We start from the raw sequence: 20,188 nt of genomic DNA, 5'->3' as shown, positions 1-20,188 counted from the left end.
AGGTGATTTAAGTTGCCAGAGGTTTGCACAAAAACGTGAAAGGAGTGATGTGATATGAGAAACAATACAAATCTGAGTAGAAGAAATAAAGTTGCCAGAGGTGTTCTTGTCTAACGCAGAGGACCCAAGAAGGGTTTCGAGGAATTCCTCTGTGTAATTTTCACTAGGAGGAGTTTCAATCTATGATTCATTTAAAACGTGTGTCGGTGGATAATTGGTATGCATGTACTCAACTGAATGTAACGGAAGAACAGAAAAAAAGTTTTCCCGCGCCGGTTGTATATTGGATTGCTGAATCCAAGGTAGTGACCGATTTTCGACCCATGGCCATCTATGTTGATTCGGATCTGGTTGGTTTTGCTGTGTACTCAGATAAGCCAGATCATGAGGATAACTATTGGCTTCTTGCTCTAATGATAGATACCAAATATCAGGGCAGAGGTTATGGAAGAGAATCGCTTAAGAAGTTGATTGATCTAATGAAAGAATCGCTGAATTGCAAATGCATCATGATTGGACACAGGCCGGAAAATGGTATCGCCGGGAATCTGTATGAATCACTTGGTTTTCAGAGAGTAAGTGAGGGATTGATCGATGGCGAAGTCGTTCGGCTTCTAAGATGCAAGTAGTACCAGAACGCACGCGCTTTGGATTGTAAAGGAGGTAGCTTGTCTTTGAAGCATGTACACATTATTTTCTCATTACTCTTTATCATGTTAGGAATTGTGATTATTACGATCTCGAAAATAATTGAAGAGGTGATTCCCAAGCTAGGGTATGCAGCATTCCAGTCAGCAGCAGCTGGAAGTTATACTCCGAGTGATTATCAAGTGAATTTTGCACTGAATTATTGGATAGGTGCGATATGCATTTTGGGTGGAGTTATCTATTTATTAGCTGGAATGAATTGGATTCAGAACTCCATTCGTGAAATGAATATAAGAAACAAAGCGTTTGATGAAACTCATCATGCCGACACAAGAGAACTGAAATAGACTATGATATGACATAAAAAAGAAAGGACAGATCAATATGATTACATTTCAATACTTTGAACCGGAAGATTTTGATCAACTAATCGAATGGAGTGGAGATGAAGCGTTTCTGCTCCAGTGGGCTGGTCCGCAGTTTCATTATCCACTTTCCAGAGAACAACTAGCAGATTATTTGCATGGTGCGAATGATAAGAACACTTCGAATAAGTTCATTTATAAAGTGCTGGATGAATCAACTCAGGAGATTGTTGGTCATATTGCTCTTGGCGGTATCGATCGATATAATCGTTCAGGACGTATCGGTAAGGTACTTCTTGGTAAGCCATATCAGGGTAAAGGCTATGGAAAGCAAATGATCGATGAGGCACTTCGAATTGGATTTGAAGAGGAGAAGTTACACCGGATCAGTCTGGGTGTGTTTGATTTTAATGTCTCAGCCATCCGATGTTATGAAAAAGCGGGCTTTGTACGAGAAGGACTTATTCGTGATGCGAGAAGACATGAAGATACATTCTGGAATCTTATCGAGATGAGCATATTAGAAAACGAATGGAAGAAATAGCTTCTCAAAAGGGCTCATTATACTTGAGAGGAGGTTTACCCACCCGTCATGCTGAACATACTGAAAAAGCTGACCTTTTGGTTTGTTATTTTCTCGCTAACCGTATGTTTTATTAATCTATCAGGGAACGATGATAAGAATATTCTGATTTATCTAACGAATCCTATAAATCCGTTGCTGAATGACTGGTTGACCAAAATAAATACAAATCCAGAGACGACCTCATTGTTCAGGCCGTTAATATACTTGTTCCATTTGATTTTTTGGGGCGGAATGGGGTTCATCCTCGATCGGCTCATTATGAAGTTTAAACGCAAAGGGTAGATAGGAGCAACTCTCAGAAAAAGGTCATCTTTCTTGAGAAACACTTCGATGAACGGATGTAATAACTACGTGTACGAAAATTTAAAAGGTGCTGTCCTCCTGTCATTTTCATGACAAGAGGACAGCACCTTATTTACTTCCTTCCTGATTGATTACAATGATCCCCGTATCAATAAATTCCTTCACAGGCGCGCCGTCGCTTGCGAGTAACAAGGTCTCCATCATTTTGGCGCCCCAGACTCCTTCATTCTGTGAGATAACGGCAGACAATTGACCGTTGAGCAACCCGTTTTCACTGGTCGGGCTATCACCGAACGCGATTAAATGCCGGTTAAGGCCTTTCGCTTTCCAGATCAGGGTAGAGGCAGAGACGGATACAAAATCGAGGCCAATAATCGCATTGAAGTGAGGGTGAGCTTGAATCATGTTCTCCATATCGGACATGGCTTGATCTTCATTCCCTTGATGATAACGAACCTCCAAGATTTCGATGTCTGTTTCACTGCGGATATAATCAATGAATCCATTAAGCCGCTGTTGCAAACCTTGCATCTCCTCCAAGCCGTTCTCGACAAGAATCATGCCTTGATTATGCAGGAGTCGTGTAGTCGTCATCGCGAACTGCTGGCCAGTGCGATAGTTATCGGCGCCCACATAAGCGATTCGATGACTGGATGGGACATCTGACTCAAATGTAATGACAGGAATACCCGCAGCTTGGGCTGCATCAATAACGGGTGTAAGTGCAGCAGCATCTACAGGAGAAATAGCTATCCCGTCCACATGCTGTTTGATCATATTCTCCATGATACGGATCTGTTGTTCGGTATTGGCTTCATCAGGTGCGTTTACAATTAACGTAATATTGTGTTTCCCTGCATACTCCGTTGCATCCTTCGTGATCATCTCATAGGTTGGATACGTCATTGGATAGATAATACCGAAAGTTTTGCTCGCTGCAGATTTCTCTACAGGTGAAGTCGCAGGAAGTGTTGCAGCCATCTGCTGTGGACGAATGTTTGCCGAACCGAATGAAATGATCATCGGGAACACAAGTATTAGTGTAAGTAAAAGTGCAAATCTGGCTTTATTCATACATTGGCTCTTTTCTCATATCTGATGGTCTGGTCTGCGATGCCTCGGTCCCTTGAGTTCGGTATTCTCTTGGTGTAAAACCTGTTGTTTTCTTGAATATATTAGAAAAATAGTGAGAGTCATTGTAACCAACTTTGTAAGCAACCTCAAAGGTTTTGTTGTTGGTTGTTTTCAGCAGCTCCTTGGCTTTGCCGATTCGAATCTGGGTTAGATACTCCGTTATCGTTTGACCAGTTTCCTGACTGAAAATCTTGCTTAGATGACTTGGACTGATTCTGACGTGTGCAGAAATCATCTTCAACGAGACCTGTTCGTTATTGTATTCACGAGATACATAGGCTTTCACCTGATCAATGACGTCACTGTATTTCCCGGAGCATGCTGCTCTTCTCTGCCATAACAGGTTAAGTAGGGAGCACAGATATTGAGTGCAATCTTCCCAGCACGTAATCTTCCGAATTGTCTGCTGTAAGGAAGTAATGTTCTCATCCGAATGATCACTCATGCGGAACAACTGATTCGCCAGCCGAAACGACTCCAGCGTAAGATCATTCAACAAATAGAAGCCATACGAGGAGGACTTCCAGTCGAAGGACTGTAATGGAGCGGCAAACTCCTGCACAAAATGGTCACGCAGATTGGGGCTGCCGATTTTGAGGAATTCAAGAAAAGAATTCCTGTCGAGAAAAAGAGTCGTGTGCTCATCCGGGTTGATTTCACGTAGAGAAGCTCTGTTCTGAAGGGTGAGCCGGGTAATATATTTATCCTCCTCCGCTTCCAGATACGAGACATGAATTCCTTGCAGACGCTCCTGCTGACTGCCAATGCCCAGAATAATATTACATTTGAACGTATGTTCAAGTTCCATACGAACCCGCCCGCGAAGCTGCTCCAGATATACGGATATGCTGTCATCGGAGTGATACTTGAGCAGAAGCACCAACTCGGTTCGGCTTCGAATATAAGGAAGAAGTTCAACGTGGGGATCACGAGTTTCCTCCAGTATGGGAAGTAGCTTTTTCATCAGGGATTCCGGGTCCCGGGAATCATCTGTTAATCGAACGTCGATAATGACAATGGTATAATACCTGGCCGAGAGAGGAAGTGAGAGTTGTTTGGCTGATTCAATTGCATCGGTTGTACCGATGAGTCCTCCGCACAGATCGGCCAGCAGTTTTTCTTTGGTGATCGTCCGGTTTGTCATGCGTTGATGTTCTTCATCCATTTGTTTGCTGACCTTATGCAGCATTTGGATTAGCTCTGCTGCACTAATGGGCTTTAGACAGTACTCGGTCACCCCAAGTCGGATGGCCTCCTGGGCATAGCTGAATTCATCATGACCACTCATGATAATGATTTTGATATCAGGTTGTTGAGTGCGAACAATGGAGGTCAGTTCCAATCCGTTCATAAATGGCATTTTGATATCTGTAATCAAAATATCCGGAGCCCACTCATGAATTAAAGGTAACGCAAGCTCGCCGTCGGGTGCATCCCCGCAGTAGTGAAAACCTTCCTTTTCCCAATCGATGCAGCTCCGTATATTCTCCCGAATTCCAATTTCGTCATCCACGATCATCACCTTTTTCAACGGTTAACCTCCTTGCTTTTGGGGATACGAATCATAAATGTGCTGCCTTCCATATACGTACTTTCCATTTCAACACCATAAGATGGTCCAAAATATAGTCGAATCCGGTGATGTACATTGAGCAGACCGAATCCGCCTTCCTGCTCGTCATCTTGGGGTGAACGGGAAGCAGCCGGCTTCTCCAGCTCTTCACGTAATTGTGCCAATCGATCCGCAGACATGCCAATTCCGTTATCCTGTACGGTGAGAATGATGCTATTGTCCTCTACATATCCGTGTATGGATATCAGCCCTTGACCGCGTTTGTTCTTGATCCCATGATAGAGCGCGTTTTCAATCAGGGGCTGCAGCGTCATTTTCAAAATGGGATAATCCTGAAGCTCACGATCAACGCTGATCTCGTAGGTGAGAATATCGTGGTACCTCATCTGTTGAATAACCAAGTAACTCCGCGCATGTTCAAGCTCGGTTTGAATGGATACCCAGTCGAATCCTTTGTTCAGACTCAAACGAAAGAACTTCGAGAGGGCTTGCACAAGTTTGATTACATTTTCTTTTTTCTCTGCTTCAGCCATCCATAAAATAGACTCCAACGTGTTATACAGGAAATGAGGGTTGATTTGAGCTTGCAGCGTACGTAGTTCAGCTATTTTCACCTGTTCATTCTCCCGGATGCTCTTTTCGATTAGCATTTTGAGCTTATCCAGCATCACGTTGAAGCTTTTGCCCAGATCAGCAATTTCGTCCGAGCCGTGTGGTGTGACTTTGGCTTCCAAGTAACCGTTTGCAGCTTTACGCATCTTGTTCATCAGAATTTGGATGGGAAGAATCAGTCGATTATTCAGGAAAAAATATAACGATATTGCAAAGAAGGCACTTAACAAAACCGTGATGATGATTAATTGGCGAATGCTATTGGCCTCTGCAATGATTTCCTGATAAGGAGCTACCCCGATCATCTTCCATCCGGTCTGTTTTGAGGTGCTGTATACAACAAACTGGGGCTTGGATCCTGCAGACAGAATAAAGCTGTCGTGCTGTAGATGTAAAGGGACCGATCGGATCTGATCCATCATGGTTATGGATGCCGTGGTGGCATCCGGCCTGAAGAGTGTATTTCCGTGTTGATCACTAATATAGAAAAAACCGGAATCCTTAATGGGGGTATTCGTCAAAAAATCATCAATGAACGAATCATTTAAATCAATTACTATGAACCCGATGACCTCATGTGTAATTCTCTCTTTGACCGTGGTTATAATTGAAAGCGCATTCTGTTTAGAGTAAGCAAACCCATCCAGCCTGTTATATTCGGCATAGGCTGCAGAATGAGGAATGCGCAGAATGGCATCCGGATACTGTATCAGATACTTGAAGTACGGGTTACGCAGCGGATTTCGTTCCAGCTTGAACACGCCTTTTCGTTCACTTATGCCTTTTCCATAAAAATTCACGAACGAGATATTAAGTACCTTGTCATACTTGTAGGTTTCCCGATAAAGATTGTATGTCTGAAGGATGGCTTTGGCTTCCGGGTAGGACTCCGATTGAGAATACAGATATTGAAGCACTTGCGGGTTCTTGCCCAGTTCGAGCAGCCGTTCCGTATCCTCAAACAAGATGTCAATGTTCCTGGCAAGCTGGTCGGCAACCAGCTGTGTCGAGGCCTTGTTATGATTGGATACGACCGTATAAGATTTGTGGTAAGAAATCAATCCAACCACGATCAGTGGTACTGAACTGAGGATGATAAACATGCTGAGTAATTTAAGCCTGAGGCTTGAAGCAATCCATTGAATGAGTTTCAACGTATTCCACTCCATCTGAAGGGATCAAAAATGTATCATTAGTATAACATGATTTTCTAATATGTAAGAGAATCGCTAAATACTACACAATTAAACAAAGAAATTACACTTTTTAAACTCCATTTTTTGAAATTACTAAATTATTACATAAATAAAGTATGAGACTCCATATAAGCTCGGAATGAAAGCGTTTTATAATGTGGTCACACCACAAGGTGAAACGAAAAAAAGGGAGGATCACAATATGCGAACCAAAAAAAAGTGGGGACTTGCCATAACCTTGGCTATGGTGATGCTGGTCAGCACGGCATGTAGCAGTACCAATGGAGGAGCAGGCTCCGATAATGAAACTTCAACGAATGGGAATGGCAGTACACCTGCCAGCGCCAAAACAATTACGCTTGGTTTTTCGCAGGTTGGTGCGGAGAGTGGCTGGCGTTCGGCGAATACCAAGTCGATTCAGGAATCAGCCAAAGAAGCGGGTTATGATTTGAAATTCTCCGATGCGCAGCAGAAGCAGGAAAATCAAATTAAAGCTTTGCGATCCTTCATACAACAGAAGGTGACGGTGATCGCTTTTTCCCCTGTTGTAGAATCCGGTTGGGATACCGTATTGAAGGAAGCGAAGGATGCAGGAATTCCCGTGATTTTGACGGACCGTGCTGTGGATTCCCCGGATAAAACCCTCTACAAAACCTTTATTGGCTCCGACTTTGTAGAAGAAGGACGCAAAGCAGGTCAGTGGCTGAGTGACCAATACAAGGACACACAAGACGAGATCAACATTGTTGAGCTGCAGGGTACAACAGGCTCCGCACCAGCGAATGACCGTCAAGAGGGCTTTATGGAATTGATTGCTTCCAATTCGAAGCTTAAATTGATTGCTTCACAATCGGGTGACTTTACACGTGCCAAAGGCAAAGAAGTCATGCAAGCTTTCCTCAAAGCACATAAAAAAATAGATGTTCTCTATGCACATAATGACGATATGGCACTTGGTGCAATTCAGGCCATTGAAGCGGCAGGATTGAAACCAGGCGTAGATATTACCATTATCTCTGTGGATGCCGTGAAGGATGGGATGCAGGCTGCTGCTGATGGCAAAATCAACTTTATCGTTGAATGTAATCCGTTGTTAGGACCTCAATTAATGGAAGCGGTTCAATCAGTAGTAGACGGGAAAGACATCGAACCCCGAATCGTTACGGATGAGACGACCTTCACATCGGAGCAAGCCAAAGAAGCATTGCCAACACGCGAATATTAAAAGCAGATTCGTATAACACCGAAAAGTCATTTTTCGACTAGGCTGTCGCTAAATGACTTTTTTCCATAACAAAGGAGAGGGTTATATGGCCGAGCAAGCACCCATTTTGCAAATGACAGGCATCACCAAACAATTTCCCGGGGTTAAAGCGCTGTCCAGCGTCAGCTTTCGCTTGTTTTCGGGCGAGATTCATGCCTTGATGGGTGAGAACGGAGCGGGGAAGTCGACGCTTATTAAAGTTTTGACCGGCGTTTATTCCATTGATGAAGGAACGGTAAGCATGGATAACCGGGATCTTTCGATCTCCGGTCCGCTTGAAGCGCAAAAGGCGGGAATCAGTACCGTTTACCAAGAGGTCAATCTCTGTCCCAACTTAACGGTTGCTGAGAATATTTTCATCGGGCGTGAGCCGATGCGATTTGGCAAAATCAATTGGAAGCAAATGAACAAAGATGCGGAGAACATTCTGCGAGACAGATTACATCTGTCCATCGACGTTAAGGCTCCTTTACAGACCTACTCAGTCGCGATGCAACAACTGATTGCAATTGCAAGAGCACTCAGCATCTCGGCAAAAGTGCTCATATTGGATGAACCCACATCCAGTCTGGACAAAAACGAGGTTCAGCAACTGTTTCGTATTATGCACAAATTAAAGAGTGAAGGTCTCGCAATTCTTTTTGTTACTCATTTTCTTGATCAGGTATACGAAATGTCGGATCGTCTAACGGTGCTCCGTAACGGGGAATTGGAAGGAGAGTACATAGCCGCAGAACTTCCACGCATGGAACTGGTGCTCAAGATGATCGGCAAGGAGCTCGAGGTGCTTGAGGAGCTTCCGAAGGAAGCGGATGCTGCCCAGGCGGAGTCGGGAGAACTGTTAATTACCGCTAAGGCACTTGGACGCAAAGGAGCAATTGAGCCTTTTGATCTGGACATTCGCAAGGGAGAAGTCGTGGGCTTGGCTGGGTTATTGGGGTCTGGTCGTACCGAGATCGCTCGCCTTTTCTTTGGTGCAGATCGTTCAGATGTAGGCAAGCTGCTCGTTGTAGATACAGGAAGTACGGTCAAGTCGCCGCGTCATGCAATTGATCAGAATATTGCCTTTTGCTCCGAGAACCGTAAAACCGAAGGCATAATCGATGATTTGACCATTCGGGAGAACATTATTCTGGCTTTACAAGCGACACGAGGTTGGTCCAAACCAATCTCACGCAAGAAACAGGATGAGATCGCCGAAAAGTACATCAACCTGTTAAATATCCATCCGAAAAACCCGGAGCATTTAATTAAAAATCTGAGTGGCGGTAATCAGCAAAAGGTGTTGCTTGCACGGTGGCTGCTGATGAACCCCGATCTGTTGATTCTTGATGAACCTACGCGTGGAATTGATATCGGTGCAAAGACTGAGATACAGAAGCTGGTGCTCTCTCTGTCGAAGCAGGGCATGGCCGTGCTGTTCATTTCGTCCGAGCTGGAAGAAGTGATTCGTGTCAGCCACCGAATTGCCGTAATCCGGGACCGCAAAAAAGTGAAAGAACTTAGCGGGGATCAGATCCATCAACAGCAAATCATGAAAGCAATGGCAGGAGGTTAAAGAGATGGCGGGCAAGATGCGTAAACATCATTTGTTTTGGCCGTTATGTATGCTTGGTTTACTTTTAATCTTTAATTTGCTGTACTCTCCGGATTTCTTCTCCCTCGTCATGCGTGAAGGGAATCTGTATGGCAGCTTGATTGATATTCTCAATTTTGGAGCGCCTTTAATTCTGGTATCAATCGGCATGACACTGGTGATTGCGACCGGAGGTATCGACTTGTCCGTGGGCTCCATTGTAGCGATCTCCGGTGCCGTGGCTTGTATGAGCATCAGCAGAGGAGTGGATCAGAGTTCGCTTTGGCTTGTGTTGGGTGCACTTGGATTATCTATAGGTCTCTCACTGATCTTGGGTATATGGAACGGAGCGCTGGTTTCGGTTGCCCGAATCCAGCCCATTATTGCAACGCTTATCCTGATGGTAGCCGGACGTGGGATTGCGCAATTAATTACGAGTGGACAGATTATTACGGTATCCAACGCGAACTACGCCTATATCGGGGCAGGTTCGCTTGCAGCATTACCTTTTTCCATCTTCATCGTATTAACTGTGCTGCTTGTTGCCTCATTGCTGACGAGAAAAACGGCACTGGGACTGTTTATTGAATCGGTCGGAAGCAACGCAAACGCGAGCCAACTGGCAGGTATTCGTTCAAAAACGGTTATTCTCACGGTATATGTCTTCTGTGGTCTGTGTGCCGGCATTGCCGGGCTTATTCTCAGCTCGAATGTATCCAGTGCGGATGGAAATAACGCAGGTCTGTGGTATGAACTTGATGCCATTCTTGCGGTAGTCATCGGGGGTACTTCGCTCAATGGTGGTCGTTTCTATCTAATGGGTACCGTCGTTGGAGCACTCATTATCCAAACCTTAACAACGACGATCTATATGATTGGAGTCCCGCCAGAAGTTACGCTGGTTGTCAAAGCCTTTGTTGTACTGGCCGTATGTTTGATTCAATCCGATTCATTCCGCAATTCCATGGTGATCCGTTGGAAAAAACGGAAGTTTCCAGCCGAACAGGGGGTTAACCGCCATGTTTCTTAATCGTAAGTATCTCCCGGTCCTTGTCACCTTCGGTTTGCTGGCCGTGATGTTTGCTATAGGCTCTTTCCGGTATACAGGGTTCTTTTCCACACAGGTATTGCTTAATCTTCTCATTGATAACGCATTTCTGATTATCACGGCGATTGGCATGACTTTTGTGATTGTATCGGGAGGAATCGACCTGTCGGTTGGTTCTGTCATTGCGCTGACGACCATCATTAGCGCAAGTCTGGTCGAGAAGCAAGGGTGGTCGCCTGCGATCGTTATACCGATGGTGCTTGTCATGGGTGCGCTCTTTGGCACAGTCATGGGGGCGATCATCCACTATTTTAAAATTCAGCCTTTCATCGTGACACTGGCAGGCATGTTTTTGGCGCGGGGGCTGTGTTATGTCATTAGTCTCGACACCATTACCATTACAAATTCATTTTACACACAGGTTGCGCAGGCGAAAATTTCCCTGCCAGGGGGCAGCTTTGTCTCCATTAATGTCATTATTGCTCTGGTCATTGTACTGCTCGCGATCTACCTGGCACATTACACTCGGTTCGGGCGCAACGTTTACGCCATCGGCGGAAGCGAGCAATCCGCGCTGCTTATGGGACTGCCGGTTGCACGTACCAAAATCCTGGTGTACACGTTCAGCGGTTTGTGCTCCGCGCTTGCCGGTGTTGTCTTCACCTTTTACATGTTATCCGGTTATGGATTACACGCCATGGGTCTTGAACTCGATACCATCGCCGCTGTTGTAATAGGAGGCACCTTGTTAACAGGTGGTGTGGGGTATGTGGCGGGAACCTTTATTGGTGTATTGATCCAGGGGGCTATCCAAACTATAATTAGCTTCGAAGGCACGCTAAGCTCATGGTGGACCAAGATTGTGATTGGCCTAATGTTGTTTGTTTTTATTTTATTCCAACGACTGCTTAGCGGGCGGCGAGTATCCTCGAAATCACTGCATTAAGTGGATCGAATGAAATGAAATTGCACACAAATACCGACACAATTATATAACTAGATGTGCTCTGCATCGGTGGCAGCAGAGACTAACATGGAGATGGGAGATGCGTGAATGAGAAGACATGTGATCGGGTTGTATTTGTTCATACTGCTACTGCTGCTTGTCGGTTGTACAACACCTGAGTCTGAATCTGTGTCTCCTCCCATCTCGTCTAACAACTTGGAAACTCTCCCATCTGTTGAGGAATGGATGGAATCAGCGGTAGCAAGGGATACCTCTACGAAACCGATTGTCTTGGGTTTTTCACAACTGGGTAGAGAGAGTGCCTGGCGTCTGGCAAACTCCACGTCTATCCGGAATGCTGCGGCAGAATCGGGAATCTCCCTTGTAATAAAAAATGCAGAACAGTCTCAGACGAAACAGTTCGAGGCTGTTCGGTCGTTCATCAGGCAAAAGGTGGATGTCATTGCCATTGCACCGGTCGTGGAATCGGGCTGGGATGGTATTCTTCAGGAGGCCAGGGATGCAGGTATACCTGTGATCATCGTAGACCGGTCAGTTGATGTCAAAGACACTTCACTTTTTGTGACAACGATTGGATCGGACTTTTATGAGGAAGGTGTGAAGGCCGGGAAGTACATTCAGGATCGGATGCGAAATCATCCGGGTTTGATACGGATTGCCGAACTGCAAGGCACGAGTGGTTCTACACCCTCTATCCAGCGTGGCGAGGGCTTTAGAAGCATTTTCGACACCAGAGCAGATATCATCTTCTCACAAAGTGCTCCTGCCGATTTTACGGAGGACAATGGCAAACAAGTGATGAAAGAATTCCTTCAGGTCCCGGAAGATGAACGGCCGCAGGTTCTTTTTGCCCATAATGATGAAATGGCTTTTGGCGCCATACAAGCGATTGAAGAAGCTGGGCTGAAGCCGGGAGAGGACATTATCATTGTTTCGGTGGACGGCTCCCGCAAAGCACTTGAAATTCTAGCCAGTGGGAAAATCAACGCTGTGGTGGAATGTAACCCGCTGCTTGGTCCTCAGCTTATGCAGGCTACAAAAGAAATTATTGCAGGGCGTACACTCCCGAAGCGCATGGCACCCCCGGAGGACATTTTTACACAGGAGAGTGCTAGACGGGAGATGTACAACAGGCGATTCTAGAATATGCGAAAAAATAGAACATTTTGGATAAAATTCAATTTACTTTAAATAAACTTATCGTTTATACTGAACTCACCTTGAACTAAAGTTCTTTTCTATGAGAAAAGACGTAGCGGTTTGCATACTTTTGAAAGCGCTTTTTTTTCGAGGGGTGAAAGTTCGATAAAGAGAGGGAGTGTAAAAGGTATTATGCTGTCAATATATTATGAGGAGGTAATTTTATGTTCAAAGTAAAGCTGGCAAAGGTGGTAATATCTCTCGCACTTTTCGGTACCTTGTTTTCTATTCCAGGGGTGCCCAATGCTCGTGCTGCAGATGCAAGTTGTCCGAATGGTTATGTAGGTCTGACGTTTGATGATGGCCCATCTGGAAATACAACAAACATGCTTAACGCGTTGAAGCAGGCGGGCTTACGGGCAACGATGTTCAATGTTGGACAAAATGCACAAAATAATAAATCTCTGGTTACTGCACAGGTGGCAGCTGGGATGTGGATTGGCAATCATTCCTATACACATCCAAACATGACTACATTAAACAGTTCTCAGATGTCGTCAGAGATTACTCGGACACAGCAGACGATCCAGTCCATTACCGGAAGTTCACCTAAACTGTTCAGACCTCCTTACGGTGCGACAAATGCGACTTTGAAATCCGTTGTAAGCCAAAACGGCCTGAAGGAAGTGCTGTGGAACGTAGATTCCCAAGACTGGAATGGTGCCAGCGCAGCCCAGATCGTGACAGCTGTGAACACGATGAAAAGTGGTGACGTCATTCTAATGCATGATCAGTACCAGACGACACTTCAAGCCATTCCACAGATTGCACAAAATCTGAAGAATCGTGGCCTTTGCTCCGGCATGATTTCACCGACGACAGGTCGGGCAGTCGCTCCTGATGGCGGCACCACCAATCCCCCAGGTACGTCAACAAAAGTAGAAGCCGAGAATATGACCAAAGGTGGACAATACACCGGCAATATCAGTTCTCCTTTCAATGGCGTGGTCCTTTATGCCAACAATGATTTGGTTAAATACACTCAGAATTTTGCAACGAGCACTCATAATTTCTCGCTTCGTGGAGCTTCAAACAATGCCAACATGGCTAGAGTGGATTTGAAGATTGGCGGACAGACCAAGGGGACCTTTTACTTTGGCGGGAGTTCACCAGCGGTCTATACCCTGAATAATATCAGCCATGGAACGGGAAATCAGGTCATTGAGTTGGTTGTAACAGCCGATGACGGGACATGGGATATGTACATCGATTACTTGGAAATACATTAACAAGCTTAAGGCTGATTGAAAAATAATGCACTATGATGAACTCCCGTTGGGTTGACCCAATGGGAGTTCATCATGTTTTTGGCCATTTTGTAACACAAAAGTGGAAGGAAAACATTTATAATGGATGAAATTGTATGTGAAGAATCTGGTTTCTATTGAAAAATTTCATTGAATAGAAGTGGAGTGATCAAATGATCATCATGATTAACGGAGCGTTTGGTTCGGGAAAAACTTCAGCAGCAGAAGCACTCCAACCTTTGATTGCAAACAGTATGATCTACGATCCTGAAGAAATAGGTTATATGCTGAGAAAACTTCTTCCGGAGAATTGTAGAGAGGAAAGGGAACGTACGGATGATTTTCAAGATATCGATCTGTGGAAAATTCTGACCGTAAAAACGGCTAAAGAAGTAAAGCAGAAATACAACAAACACTTAATTGTCCCCATGACCATCTATAAAGAGGAAAACTTTAATTACATTTATAACGGGTTAAAAGAGATCGATCAGGACATTCATCATTTTTGCCTTACGGCTACAGAAGAGACGATTTATCATCGTTTGGCTAAACGCGGAGATGAATATGGAGGCTGGCAGTATCAACAAGCACCAAAGTGTGTTGAAGCTTTCAAAGATGAACAATTTCAAACTCGCATTATTACCGATCATCTGGAGACTAGTGAAATCATAGAACTCATATTGAGGAAGGTCCTATCCAAATAATTATCATTTTTTTAATAGGAGGGTTTTATGATGATGATTGTACATGTGCTCTTAAGAAAAGAGTGGGAAGCCGCGTTGATTAATGGAATTCTAAAATAAAGTCAGAAGATATATGGGAAGATCTGTATAATGAAGGCAGGGAATATCCTCATATTTACGGTGAATTAAATCTAGACGCGGTATTTCATACATATGATGAAGAAATGAACAGAAGAGGATGGAACCTAATTGACGATTGTGAATTATGAAGAGGTAACCGAACAACACCTCCCTGAAATTAGAGTGATTTATAACTATTATGTAATGAATACAACGATTTCGTTTCATACGGAGGAATTAGATCTTGATCAGATTAAATCCTCTGTCATGAACAAGGATACACGGTATAAAACTTATGTAATTCTTGAAAACAATCAAATGATGGGCTATGTTCTGATAACCCAGTATAAGAGTAAACAGGCATATGACATTTGTGGTGAAGTCACCATATATTTGAAGCCCGATATTTTGGGAAAAGGCTTGGGGAAACAAGCACTACATTTTATTGAGAAGATTGCAAAAGAACAAGGATTCCATACCTTAATTGCGACGATTTGCATGGAGAATACAAGAAGTAAATCATTATTCGAGAGAAATGGTTATGAACAATGTGCTCTGTTTAAAGAGATTGGATATAAATTCGATAGAAAACTGGATATTGGAAGTTTCCAAAAGATATTGTAAGGAGAATAGAGAATGAGTAGAAACCTATATATTATATCTGGCCCCCCTGGAGTAGGGAAATCTACAACTTCCAAGCTGCTGGTTCAGACTTTAGATAAAAGTGCCTACATTTCTGGAGATGCGGTTAGTCACTTTCCGGTCAAAGGGCGAGGTAAACCCTGGCTTGATAAGGATACAAACGACTTAACTTGGAAAAATATATCTAGCCTAGTGAAAAACTTGTTGGATTATAAATACGATGTAGTGCTGGACTATGTGGCCTTTCCGGAAGACATTGATGGGTTAATGACAGAATTGGCAGACTATCATGTTCGCATAATCTATGTTGTATTGATGGTTGATCGTCAAACCATTATTCGTAGAGACCGTCTAAGAGCAGAAGAATATCAAATGAAAGAAAGAAGTATAATTCTGCTGGGTGAGTTTGAAAATCATCCGGATCTGAGAGTAGATAACAAGCTGTATACTAATTATTTTACAGAAGAACAATTATCTGAAATAGTAAGTGAAATTATAAATAATGAGAAATATCGGGTGAAATAACTGCACTGTTATTGTGCTTCGAATTGAAAATGATAAGAGGGTGAACAGATGAACAGAGGAATACGTTTTGAAATACCAAATGCCTATGGTCGCTTTCTTGGGGAGATTTTAAAACCAATGGAAGTATCTAATTTCGATTGGTTTATTGGTGAGGAGGAGTCCTATTTCGTTGTTGATGATACGTTAGGAAATGATCTTTTTCCGGATATGATTATGGGTATGAATGGAGAAGAATTACAGAAGATTATTGATAACAACGAGTATTATTTAATATTTGCGAATTTAAAAGCATTTCCAAAAGGCACACAAATAACAGATGTTATCACCTATGAAGATTATATGTTGAGTGACTGTCAGATGGTTCTTCTTGTGATCGATAGTACCTACGTCACGGTTTATTGTAAAGATCTAGAGAAAGTCGAGGAATTATATAATCATATAAATAGACAGGGATTTGAATCTCTCGCATATTTAACAGATGAGAATGATACGAGGACAAAACTATCGGTCTGGTGATAAAGGAACATGGGATTAACTGCTAAGGTTTGATAGACCATCCCATGCATACGTTGATATGCATTAGTATAGCGTTGAGTTTAGTGTTAGGGATTAAACGCTAACGAACCTGACACGTCTTATTGGGGAATTTGAAACGCCCTCCGAAATCTAAGAAATCTGAGACACGCTATACCAGAAAAAATAGCCTTTTGTAACATTTTTGTCAGATGATTTTGAGAAATAAGATGTCTCATGTTCCTTACAATTCTAAAAGAGGACCTGAAGGCCGAATAAGATGTCCTGTGTTCCTTAGAAATCGCCTGGCCATTCGCCAGCATCAGTCACCCTGAACTTTAGCAATTTTCGGACGGTAAGCTGGCACCCATCACCGTTTACTTGCCTGAGTTTGAAGACACACTCTAGTCCGTTTCCCCCATGATATTTGAATGTGTATGAATACGATTACATCTTTATGAATGAAGAAGGAGTTGAGAGAAAGATGGAGACAGAACGACTTGAATTTCGGAAATATACCAAAAATGATTTCGATTTACTTTTTGAGATGACTTGTGAGCCAAATATGATGAAATTTATAAGACATGGAGGACCCTGGACGAAGGAAGAAACCATGCAAAGCCTGGAAAAGTTCATCAACTGGAATAAAGACGATAAAGGGCTGTTCCTCGCATTTAATAAAGAGGATAACAAGTTAATTGGAACCTCTGGACTGATTCCTCAAATCATTGAAGGCAATGATGAGCTTGAAGTTGGTTACTGGGTTGTAGAGCAATACTGGGGAATGGGTTATGGTTATGAACAAGCAAAAGCGTGGAAAGAATATGGCATGGATCACTTGAAGCAGAAAAGATTAATATCGTTAATTCAACATGGCAATGTGGGTTCTATGAAAGTCGCGCAAAAGAATGGCATGAAACACGAGAAGGACGTAGATATAATTGGGAAAAATGTAGCAGTATACTCGATTGAGGTGAAGTGAATATGACTCCATTTCCTGAGCTAGAAACCAAAAGATTGCTGTTAAGAGAGATTAAACAGAGTGATTCCCAAGACATATTTCATATTTTTTCTTCAGATGAAGTTACAAGATTCTACGATGTAGAAAGTTTTAAGAATACAAAACAAGCAGAAGAACTCATACAAAGATGGACTGAACGATTCGAAAATGGTCAGGTCATCCGCTGGGGAATTGCTTTGAAATCGGATAACAGAATTATTGGAACATGCGGATTTCATGGTTGGATGAAACAACATCATAAAGCTGTGTTGGGATATGAGTTAGCACCAGAGTTCTGGCGGCAGGGTTACATGACCGAGGTAACTCAGAAAATCGTTGAATATGGATTCAAGAACCTTGAATTAAACAGAATTGAAGCATTTGTTGAACCAGAGAACGCGGGATCAAGGAAGTTACTTGAGAAAATTGGGTTCAGTGAAGAAGGCATATTGAAAGAACATTATTATTGGAAAAATCGATTTGTTGATAATGTCATCTATGCATTTCTGAAGAAAGAATATGTATGAGAATACGAATTATTGGATCTTGCGGTAGTGGGAAATCAACATTAGCCAAAGAATTGTCGGATAAATACGGTATACCTTCCTATGAATTAGACAATCTCATCTGGGACAGAAGTGCCGAAAATCTGAGATATCCTGAAAGTGTTAGGGATGATTCGATCCAATCTATTATCAGTTCAGAGGCTTGGATTATAGAAGGAGTGCAGTGCAAAGATTGGACCATTAAGTCCATCCAGGAAGCGGATTTGATTTTTGTATTAGCTCCAAATGTTTTCATTAGAGATTATCGGATTATAAAAAGGTTTGTATTGTCCAGAATGGGTTTGCAACCGTGGAATTACAAGCAGTCATTCAAGAACTTATGCAAGATGATTGTGAAATGGAACCATCAATATAATATAGAAGAAGTTATATGTACAATTAACAAAAACCATAAGACTGCAACAATCACGAAGAATAAAAAACAAGCGATACAGTTGATTGAACATCATTTGGAAGTGGTTGTAAGTGAAATTGAAAAGAACTTTAGAATCTAACAAGGATTGTCGAAAGAGGAGATGCAGTGGTGAATATAAGAATACAACCAGTCACCCGAGAGAATTGGGAAGAGGCGCTGAAGATCTCTTTGTATGAACACCAAGTCTCATTAGTTCCATCTGTTATTGAGGGGATCGCTTACGCCTATATAAAACCGTGGGATGAAGCATTTGATCCTTACGTACTTGAGATTGATGGGAAGGTATTTGGTTTCTTTTATCTAAGTTATACGCCAGATAGTACAGATAATTACTGGATTGGTGGTTTTCAAATCGATCAATCCTATCAAGGCAAAGGAATGGGAAAGCGCGCTATAAGAGCCATTCTAGATTACATTACAAAACAGCATCCGGAATGCAAGGTTATTTCATTAACGGTTGAACGGGATAACGAAATAGCACAGAATTTGTATAAGAGCATGTCCTTCATTAGTGAGAACAGAACCAATTCAGATGATGAAGTGATCTACAGGTTGGAAATAAAATGATAGACTCAACATTTCAGAGGGCAATATATCTTTGTTAACCAAGAGCAAGGATTGGTTGCGGTATTCACAACGATTATATCCGATGATAGCTTGTTACCACTTCAATGGTTTAACAATTATATATTGAAAGAATAGTTGTTTATGGGAGAGATAACATGAGCCACTGGTTTGATCTAGATGAACTTGATCCGGAGTTAATCAAATTTGCAGTTATGATCGCTAAATACAATAATAAATTCATCATTATAAAAAATAGGAAAAGAGGAGGTTGGGAGATCCCAGGAGGCAACAAAGAAATAGGGGAAACCATTTTACACACGGCAAGTCGAGAACTCTATGAAGAGACAGGGGCAGTACGCTTCGAATTAATACCTTATGGTGTATATGAATGGAATGGGAGCTTTGGTATGGTCTCTTATGCTGAGGTTAAATTGCTGGAGAGCTTACCGGAGTCTGAAATCGATGAAATAAAGCTTGTGGATGTATTACCTGAAGGGATGAACTTCGGAGATATGTTTTATCATTTCTCAGACAGATGGTATGGACTTGAGAACCATAAGCTTAAGAAATACACTATTGAAATAAATCATTTGAATGAGTTACCTGAAATTGAAATAAGCTGATTTAAGTATCACGAAAGAACAATAGCCGTTCCAATGGATATGTCAAAACTAATTGAAGAGAACAAGGAATACACTATTTTGTACGATAAAAGGGTCTTTGATAAATACAGACTTCGATCAATAAAGCCATAGGATCTTAGAAATAACATGGGGAAGGAGAGATGGCAATGACCATGATAACGTATAGAACGTTGACCCTTGATGATGTGAATCAGCTGCAGGAAATAGATCGCTCGGAACATATTGATCTCATTTATGAAATGAGAGAGAACCGATTGGTTGAATTTGAACAAAATCATGAATGCTCAAACTGGGATGAGATGCTTTTGAAAGAGATTCAAAATCGATATGTGTACGAATTAGAACAAGGTGGCATGGCATATGGTGCGTTTGCTGACGATCAATTAATCGGATTTGGTGTGCTGGCACATCAATATAGAGGAAAAGAACGAAATCAATTACAAGTTGACTTGATGTATGTCTCACGCGGGTACAGAAGACAAGGTATTGGTAAACGTATTCTAAACGAGTTAGGTGAAGAGGCTAAGAAACGTGGTGCACAGTATCTGTATATCTCTTCCACAGAGACGAAATCAGCGGTATCCTTTTATAAAAGTCAGGGCAGTCAGATTGCAAGCGAGATTGATCAAGAACTTTATGACAAAGAGCCGAACGATATACATATGATAAAGGAGCTGGGCACATGACAACGGTTGGGATACTTGGCACCATTTCATATGTATCGTTGGAGCCGATCACAATTACATCTTCCAAGAAGAGCTGATGATAGAACCCGTTGAATTGTTGTATCCGTT

Annotated in this window: 23 protein-coding genes; 20 read left to right on the top strand and 3 right to left on the bottom strand. The window is 42.5% G+C overall.

Features of this window, described 5'->3' with window-relative positions; all coding sequences use genetic code 11:
- Positions 1-182: 182 nt before the first annotated feature.
- The 3 genes from IFU39_RS08525 to IFU39_RS08515 are packed head-to-tail and all read left to right on the top strand — an operon-like array spanning position 183 to position 1,557.
- Positions 183-629 carry a GNAT family N-acetyltransferase gene (locus IFU39_RS08525; RefSeq protein ID WP_105598282.1) on the top strand — a complete coding sequence of 149 codons (447 nt, stop codon included), beginning with the start codon at positions 183-185 and terminating at the stop codon, positions 627-629.
- Positions 630-674: 45 nt separating this feature from the next.
- Complete coding sequence (locus IFU39_RS08520) at positions 675-995, top strand: hypothetical protein (protein WP_105598283.1); 321 nt, start codon at positions 675-677, stop codon at positions 993-995.
- Positions 996-1,032: 37 nt separating this feature from the next.
- A complete protein-coding gene (locus tag IFU39_RS08515; RefSeq protein ID WP_105598284.1) occupies positions 1,033-1,557 on the top strand; it encodes a GNAT family N-acetyltransferase in 525 nt (174 codons plus the stop codon).
- Positions 1,558-2,010: 453 nt separating this feature from the next.
- Here the strand turns inward: IFU39_RS08515 and IFU39_RS08510 are convergent, their stop codons facing one another.
- From IFU39_RS08510 to IFU39_RS08500, 3 genes are read right to left on the bottom strand one after another with little or no spacing between them, the layout of a single operon-like run.
- A complete protein-coding gene (locus IFU39_RS08510) occupies positions 2,011-2,976 on the bottom strand; it encodes a sugar ABC transporter substrate-binding protein (RefSeq protein ID WP_105598286.1) in 966 nt (321 codons plus the stop codon).
- Complete coding sequence (locus IFU39_RS08505; RefSeq protein WP_223199983.1) at positions 2,969-4,558, bottom strand: response regulator; 1,590 nt, start codon at positions 4,556-4,558, stop codon at positions 2,969-2,971. Before IFU39_RS08505 ends, IFU39_RS08510 begins: the two co-directional genes overlap by 8 nt.
- 5 nt (positions 4,559-4,563) lie before the next feature.
- Positions 4,564-6,375, bottom strand: coding sequence for a cache domain-containing sensor histidine kinase (locus tag IFU39_RS08500; protein ID WP_105598288.1), 1,812 nt, complete (start codon positions 6,373-6,375; stop codon positions 4,564-4,566).
- 244 nt (positions 6,376-6,619) lie between these two features.
- On the opposite strand from IFU39_RS08500, the gene IFU39_RS08495 reads away from it, so the two are divergent.
- The 17 genes from IFU39_RS08495 (at position 6,620) to IFU39_RS08420 (ending at position 20,080) form a co-directional block, all read left to right on the top strand.
- On the top strand, positions 6,620-7,642 hold the full coding sequence (locus tag IFU39_RS08495; protein ID WP_105598289.1) for an ABC transporter substrate-binding protein: 1,023 nt from the start codon (positions 6,620-6,622) through the stop codon (positions 7,640-7,642).
- A gap of 85 nt (positions 7,643-7,727) precedes the next feature.
- Positions 7,728-9,239, top strand: coding sequence for a sugar ABC transporter ATP-binding protein (locus tag IFU39_RS08490; RefSeq protein WP_105598290.1), 1,512 nt, complete (start codon positions 7,728-7,730; stop codon positions 9,237-9,239).
- 4 nt (positions 9,240-9,243) lie between these two features.
- On the top strand, positions 9,244-10,287 hold the full coding sequence (locus tag IFU39_RS08485; protein WP_083657362.1) for an ABC transporter permease: 1,044 nt from the start codon (positions 9,244-9,246) through the stop codon (positions 10,285-10,287).
- The gene (gene yjfF / locus IFU39_RS08480) at positions 10,277-11,251 is read left to right on the top strand and encodes a galactofuranose ABC transporter, permease protein YjfF (protein WP_105598291.1); all 975 of its coding nucleotides are present in this window, start codon (positions 10,277-10,279) and stop codon (positions 11,249-11,251) included. The genes IFU39_RS08485 and yjfF overlap by 11 nt, the downstream gene beginning before the upstream one ends.
- A 108-nt stretch (positions 11,252-11,359) precedes the next feature.
- Positions 11,360-12,415, top strand: coding sequence for an ABC transporter substrate-binding protein (locus tag IFU39_RS08475; protein WP_105598292.1), 1,056 nt, complete (start codon positions 11,360-11,362; stop codon positions 12,413-12,415).
- 221 nt (positions 12,416-12,636) lie between these two features.
- Positions 12,637-13,701, top strand: a complete 1,065-nt coding sequence (locus IFU39_RS08470; RefSeq protein WP_105598293.1) for a polysaccharide deacetylase family protein — start codon at positions 12,637-12,639, stop codon at positions 13,699-13,701.
- Positions 13,702-13,901: 200 nt separating this feature from the next.
- Positions 13,902-14,423 (top strand): AAA family ATPase, encoded by a 522-nt coding sequence (locus tag IFU39_RS08465; RefSeq protein WP_244660930.1) that lies wholly within the window; start codon positions 13,902-13,904, stop codon positions 14,421-14,423.
- Positions 14,424-14,518: 95 nt separating this feature from the next.
- Positions 14,519-14,671: a hypothetical protein gene (locus IFU39_RS33575; protein WP_446740338.1), complete on the top strand. Its 153-nt coding sequence runs from the start codon at positions 14,519-14,521 to the stop codon at positions 14,669-14,671.
- Positions 14,661-15,146, top strand: coding sequence for a GNAT family N-acetyltransferase (locus tag IFU39_RS08460; protein ID WP_342345658.1), 486 nt, complete (start codon positions 14,661-14,663; stop codon positions 15,144-15,146). Before IFU39_RS33575 ends, IFU39_RS08460 begins: the two co-directional genes overlap by 11 nt.
- Before the next feature lie 12 nt (positions 15,147-15,158).
- Positions 15,159-15,689 (top strand): AAA family ATPase, encoded by a 531-nt coding sequence (locus IFU39_RS08455; RefSeq protein ID WP_192132203.1) that lies wholly within the window; start codon positions 15,159-15,161, stop codon positions 15,687-15,689.
- Between the two features lie 48 nt (positions 15,690-15,737).
- Positions 15,738-16,205: a DUF2691 family protein gene (locus IFU39_RS08450; protein WP_192132202.1), complete on the top strand. Its 468-nt coding sequence runs from the start codon at positions 15,738-15,740 to the stop codon at positions 16,203-16,205.
- A 481-nt stretch (positions 16,206-16,686) separates the two neighbouring features.
- Positions 16,687-17,184 carry a GNAT family N-acetyltransferase gene (locus IFU39_RS08445; RefSeq protein ID WP_192132200.1) on the top strand — a complete coding sequence of 166 codons (498 nt, stop codon included), beginning with the start codon at positions 16,687-16,689 and terminating at the stop codon, positions 17,182-17,184.
- Between the two features lie 2 nt (positions 17,185-17,186).
- A complete protein-coding gene (locus tag IFU39_RS08440; protein WP_192132198.1) occupies positions 17,187-17,729 on the top strand; it encodes a GNAT family N-acetyltransferase in 543 nt (180 codons plus the stop codon).
- Positions 17,726-18,262, top strand: coding sequence for a hypothetical protein (locus tag IFU39_RS08435; RefSeq protein WP_192132196.1), 537 nt, complete (start codon positions 17,726-17,728; stop codon positions 18,260-18,262). The genes IFU39_RS08440 and IFU39_RS08435 overlap by 4 nt, the downstream gene beginning before the upstream one ends.
- Positions 18,263-18,291: 29 nt before the next feature.
- Positions 18,292-18,750: a GNAT family N-acetyltransferase gene (locus tag IFU39_RS08430; protein WP_192132194.1), complete on the top strand. Its 459-nt coding sequence runs from the start codon at positions 18,292-18,294 to the stop codon at positions 18,748-18,750.
- Positions 18,751-18,905: 155 nt separating this feature from the next.
- A complete protein-coding gene (locus tag IFU39_RS08425; RefSeq protein ID WP_192132192.1) occupies positions 18,906-19,373 on the top strand; it encodes an NUDIX domain-containing protein in 468 nt (155 codons plus the stop codon).
- 167 nt (positions 19,374-19,540) lie between these two features.
- Entirely contained in the window at positions 19,541-20,080 is a 540-nt protein-coding gene (locus IFU39_RS08420) for a GNAT family N-acetyltransferase (protein ID WP_342345650.1), read from the top strand.
- Positions 20,081-20,188: the final 108 nt, after the last annotated feature.

The sequence above is a fragment of the Paenibacillus sp. CFBP 13594 genome (assembly GCF_014842675.1).
In the GTDB taxonomy this organism is placed as follows: Bacteria; Bacillota; Bacilli; order Paenibacillales; family Paenibacillaceae; genus Paenibacillus; species Paenibacillus amylolyticus_B.
Note: the sequence above shows the minus strand (reverse complement) of the source record. Positions and strands in the feature narration are given on the sequence as shown.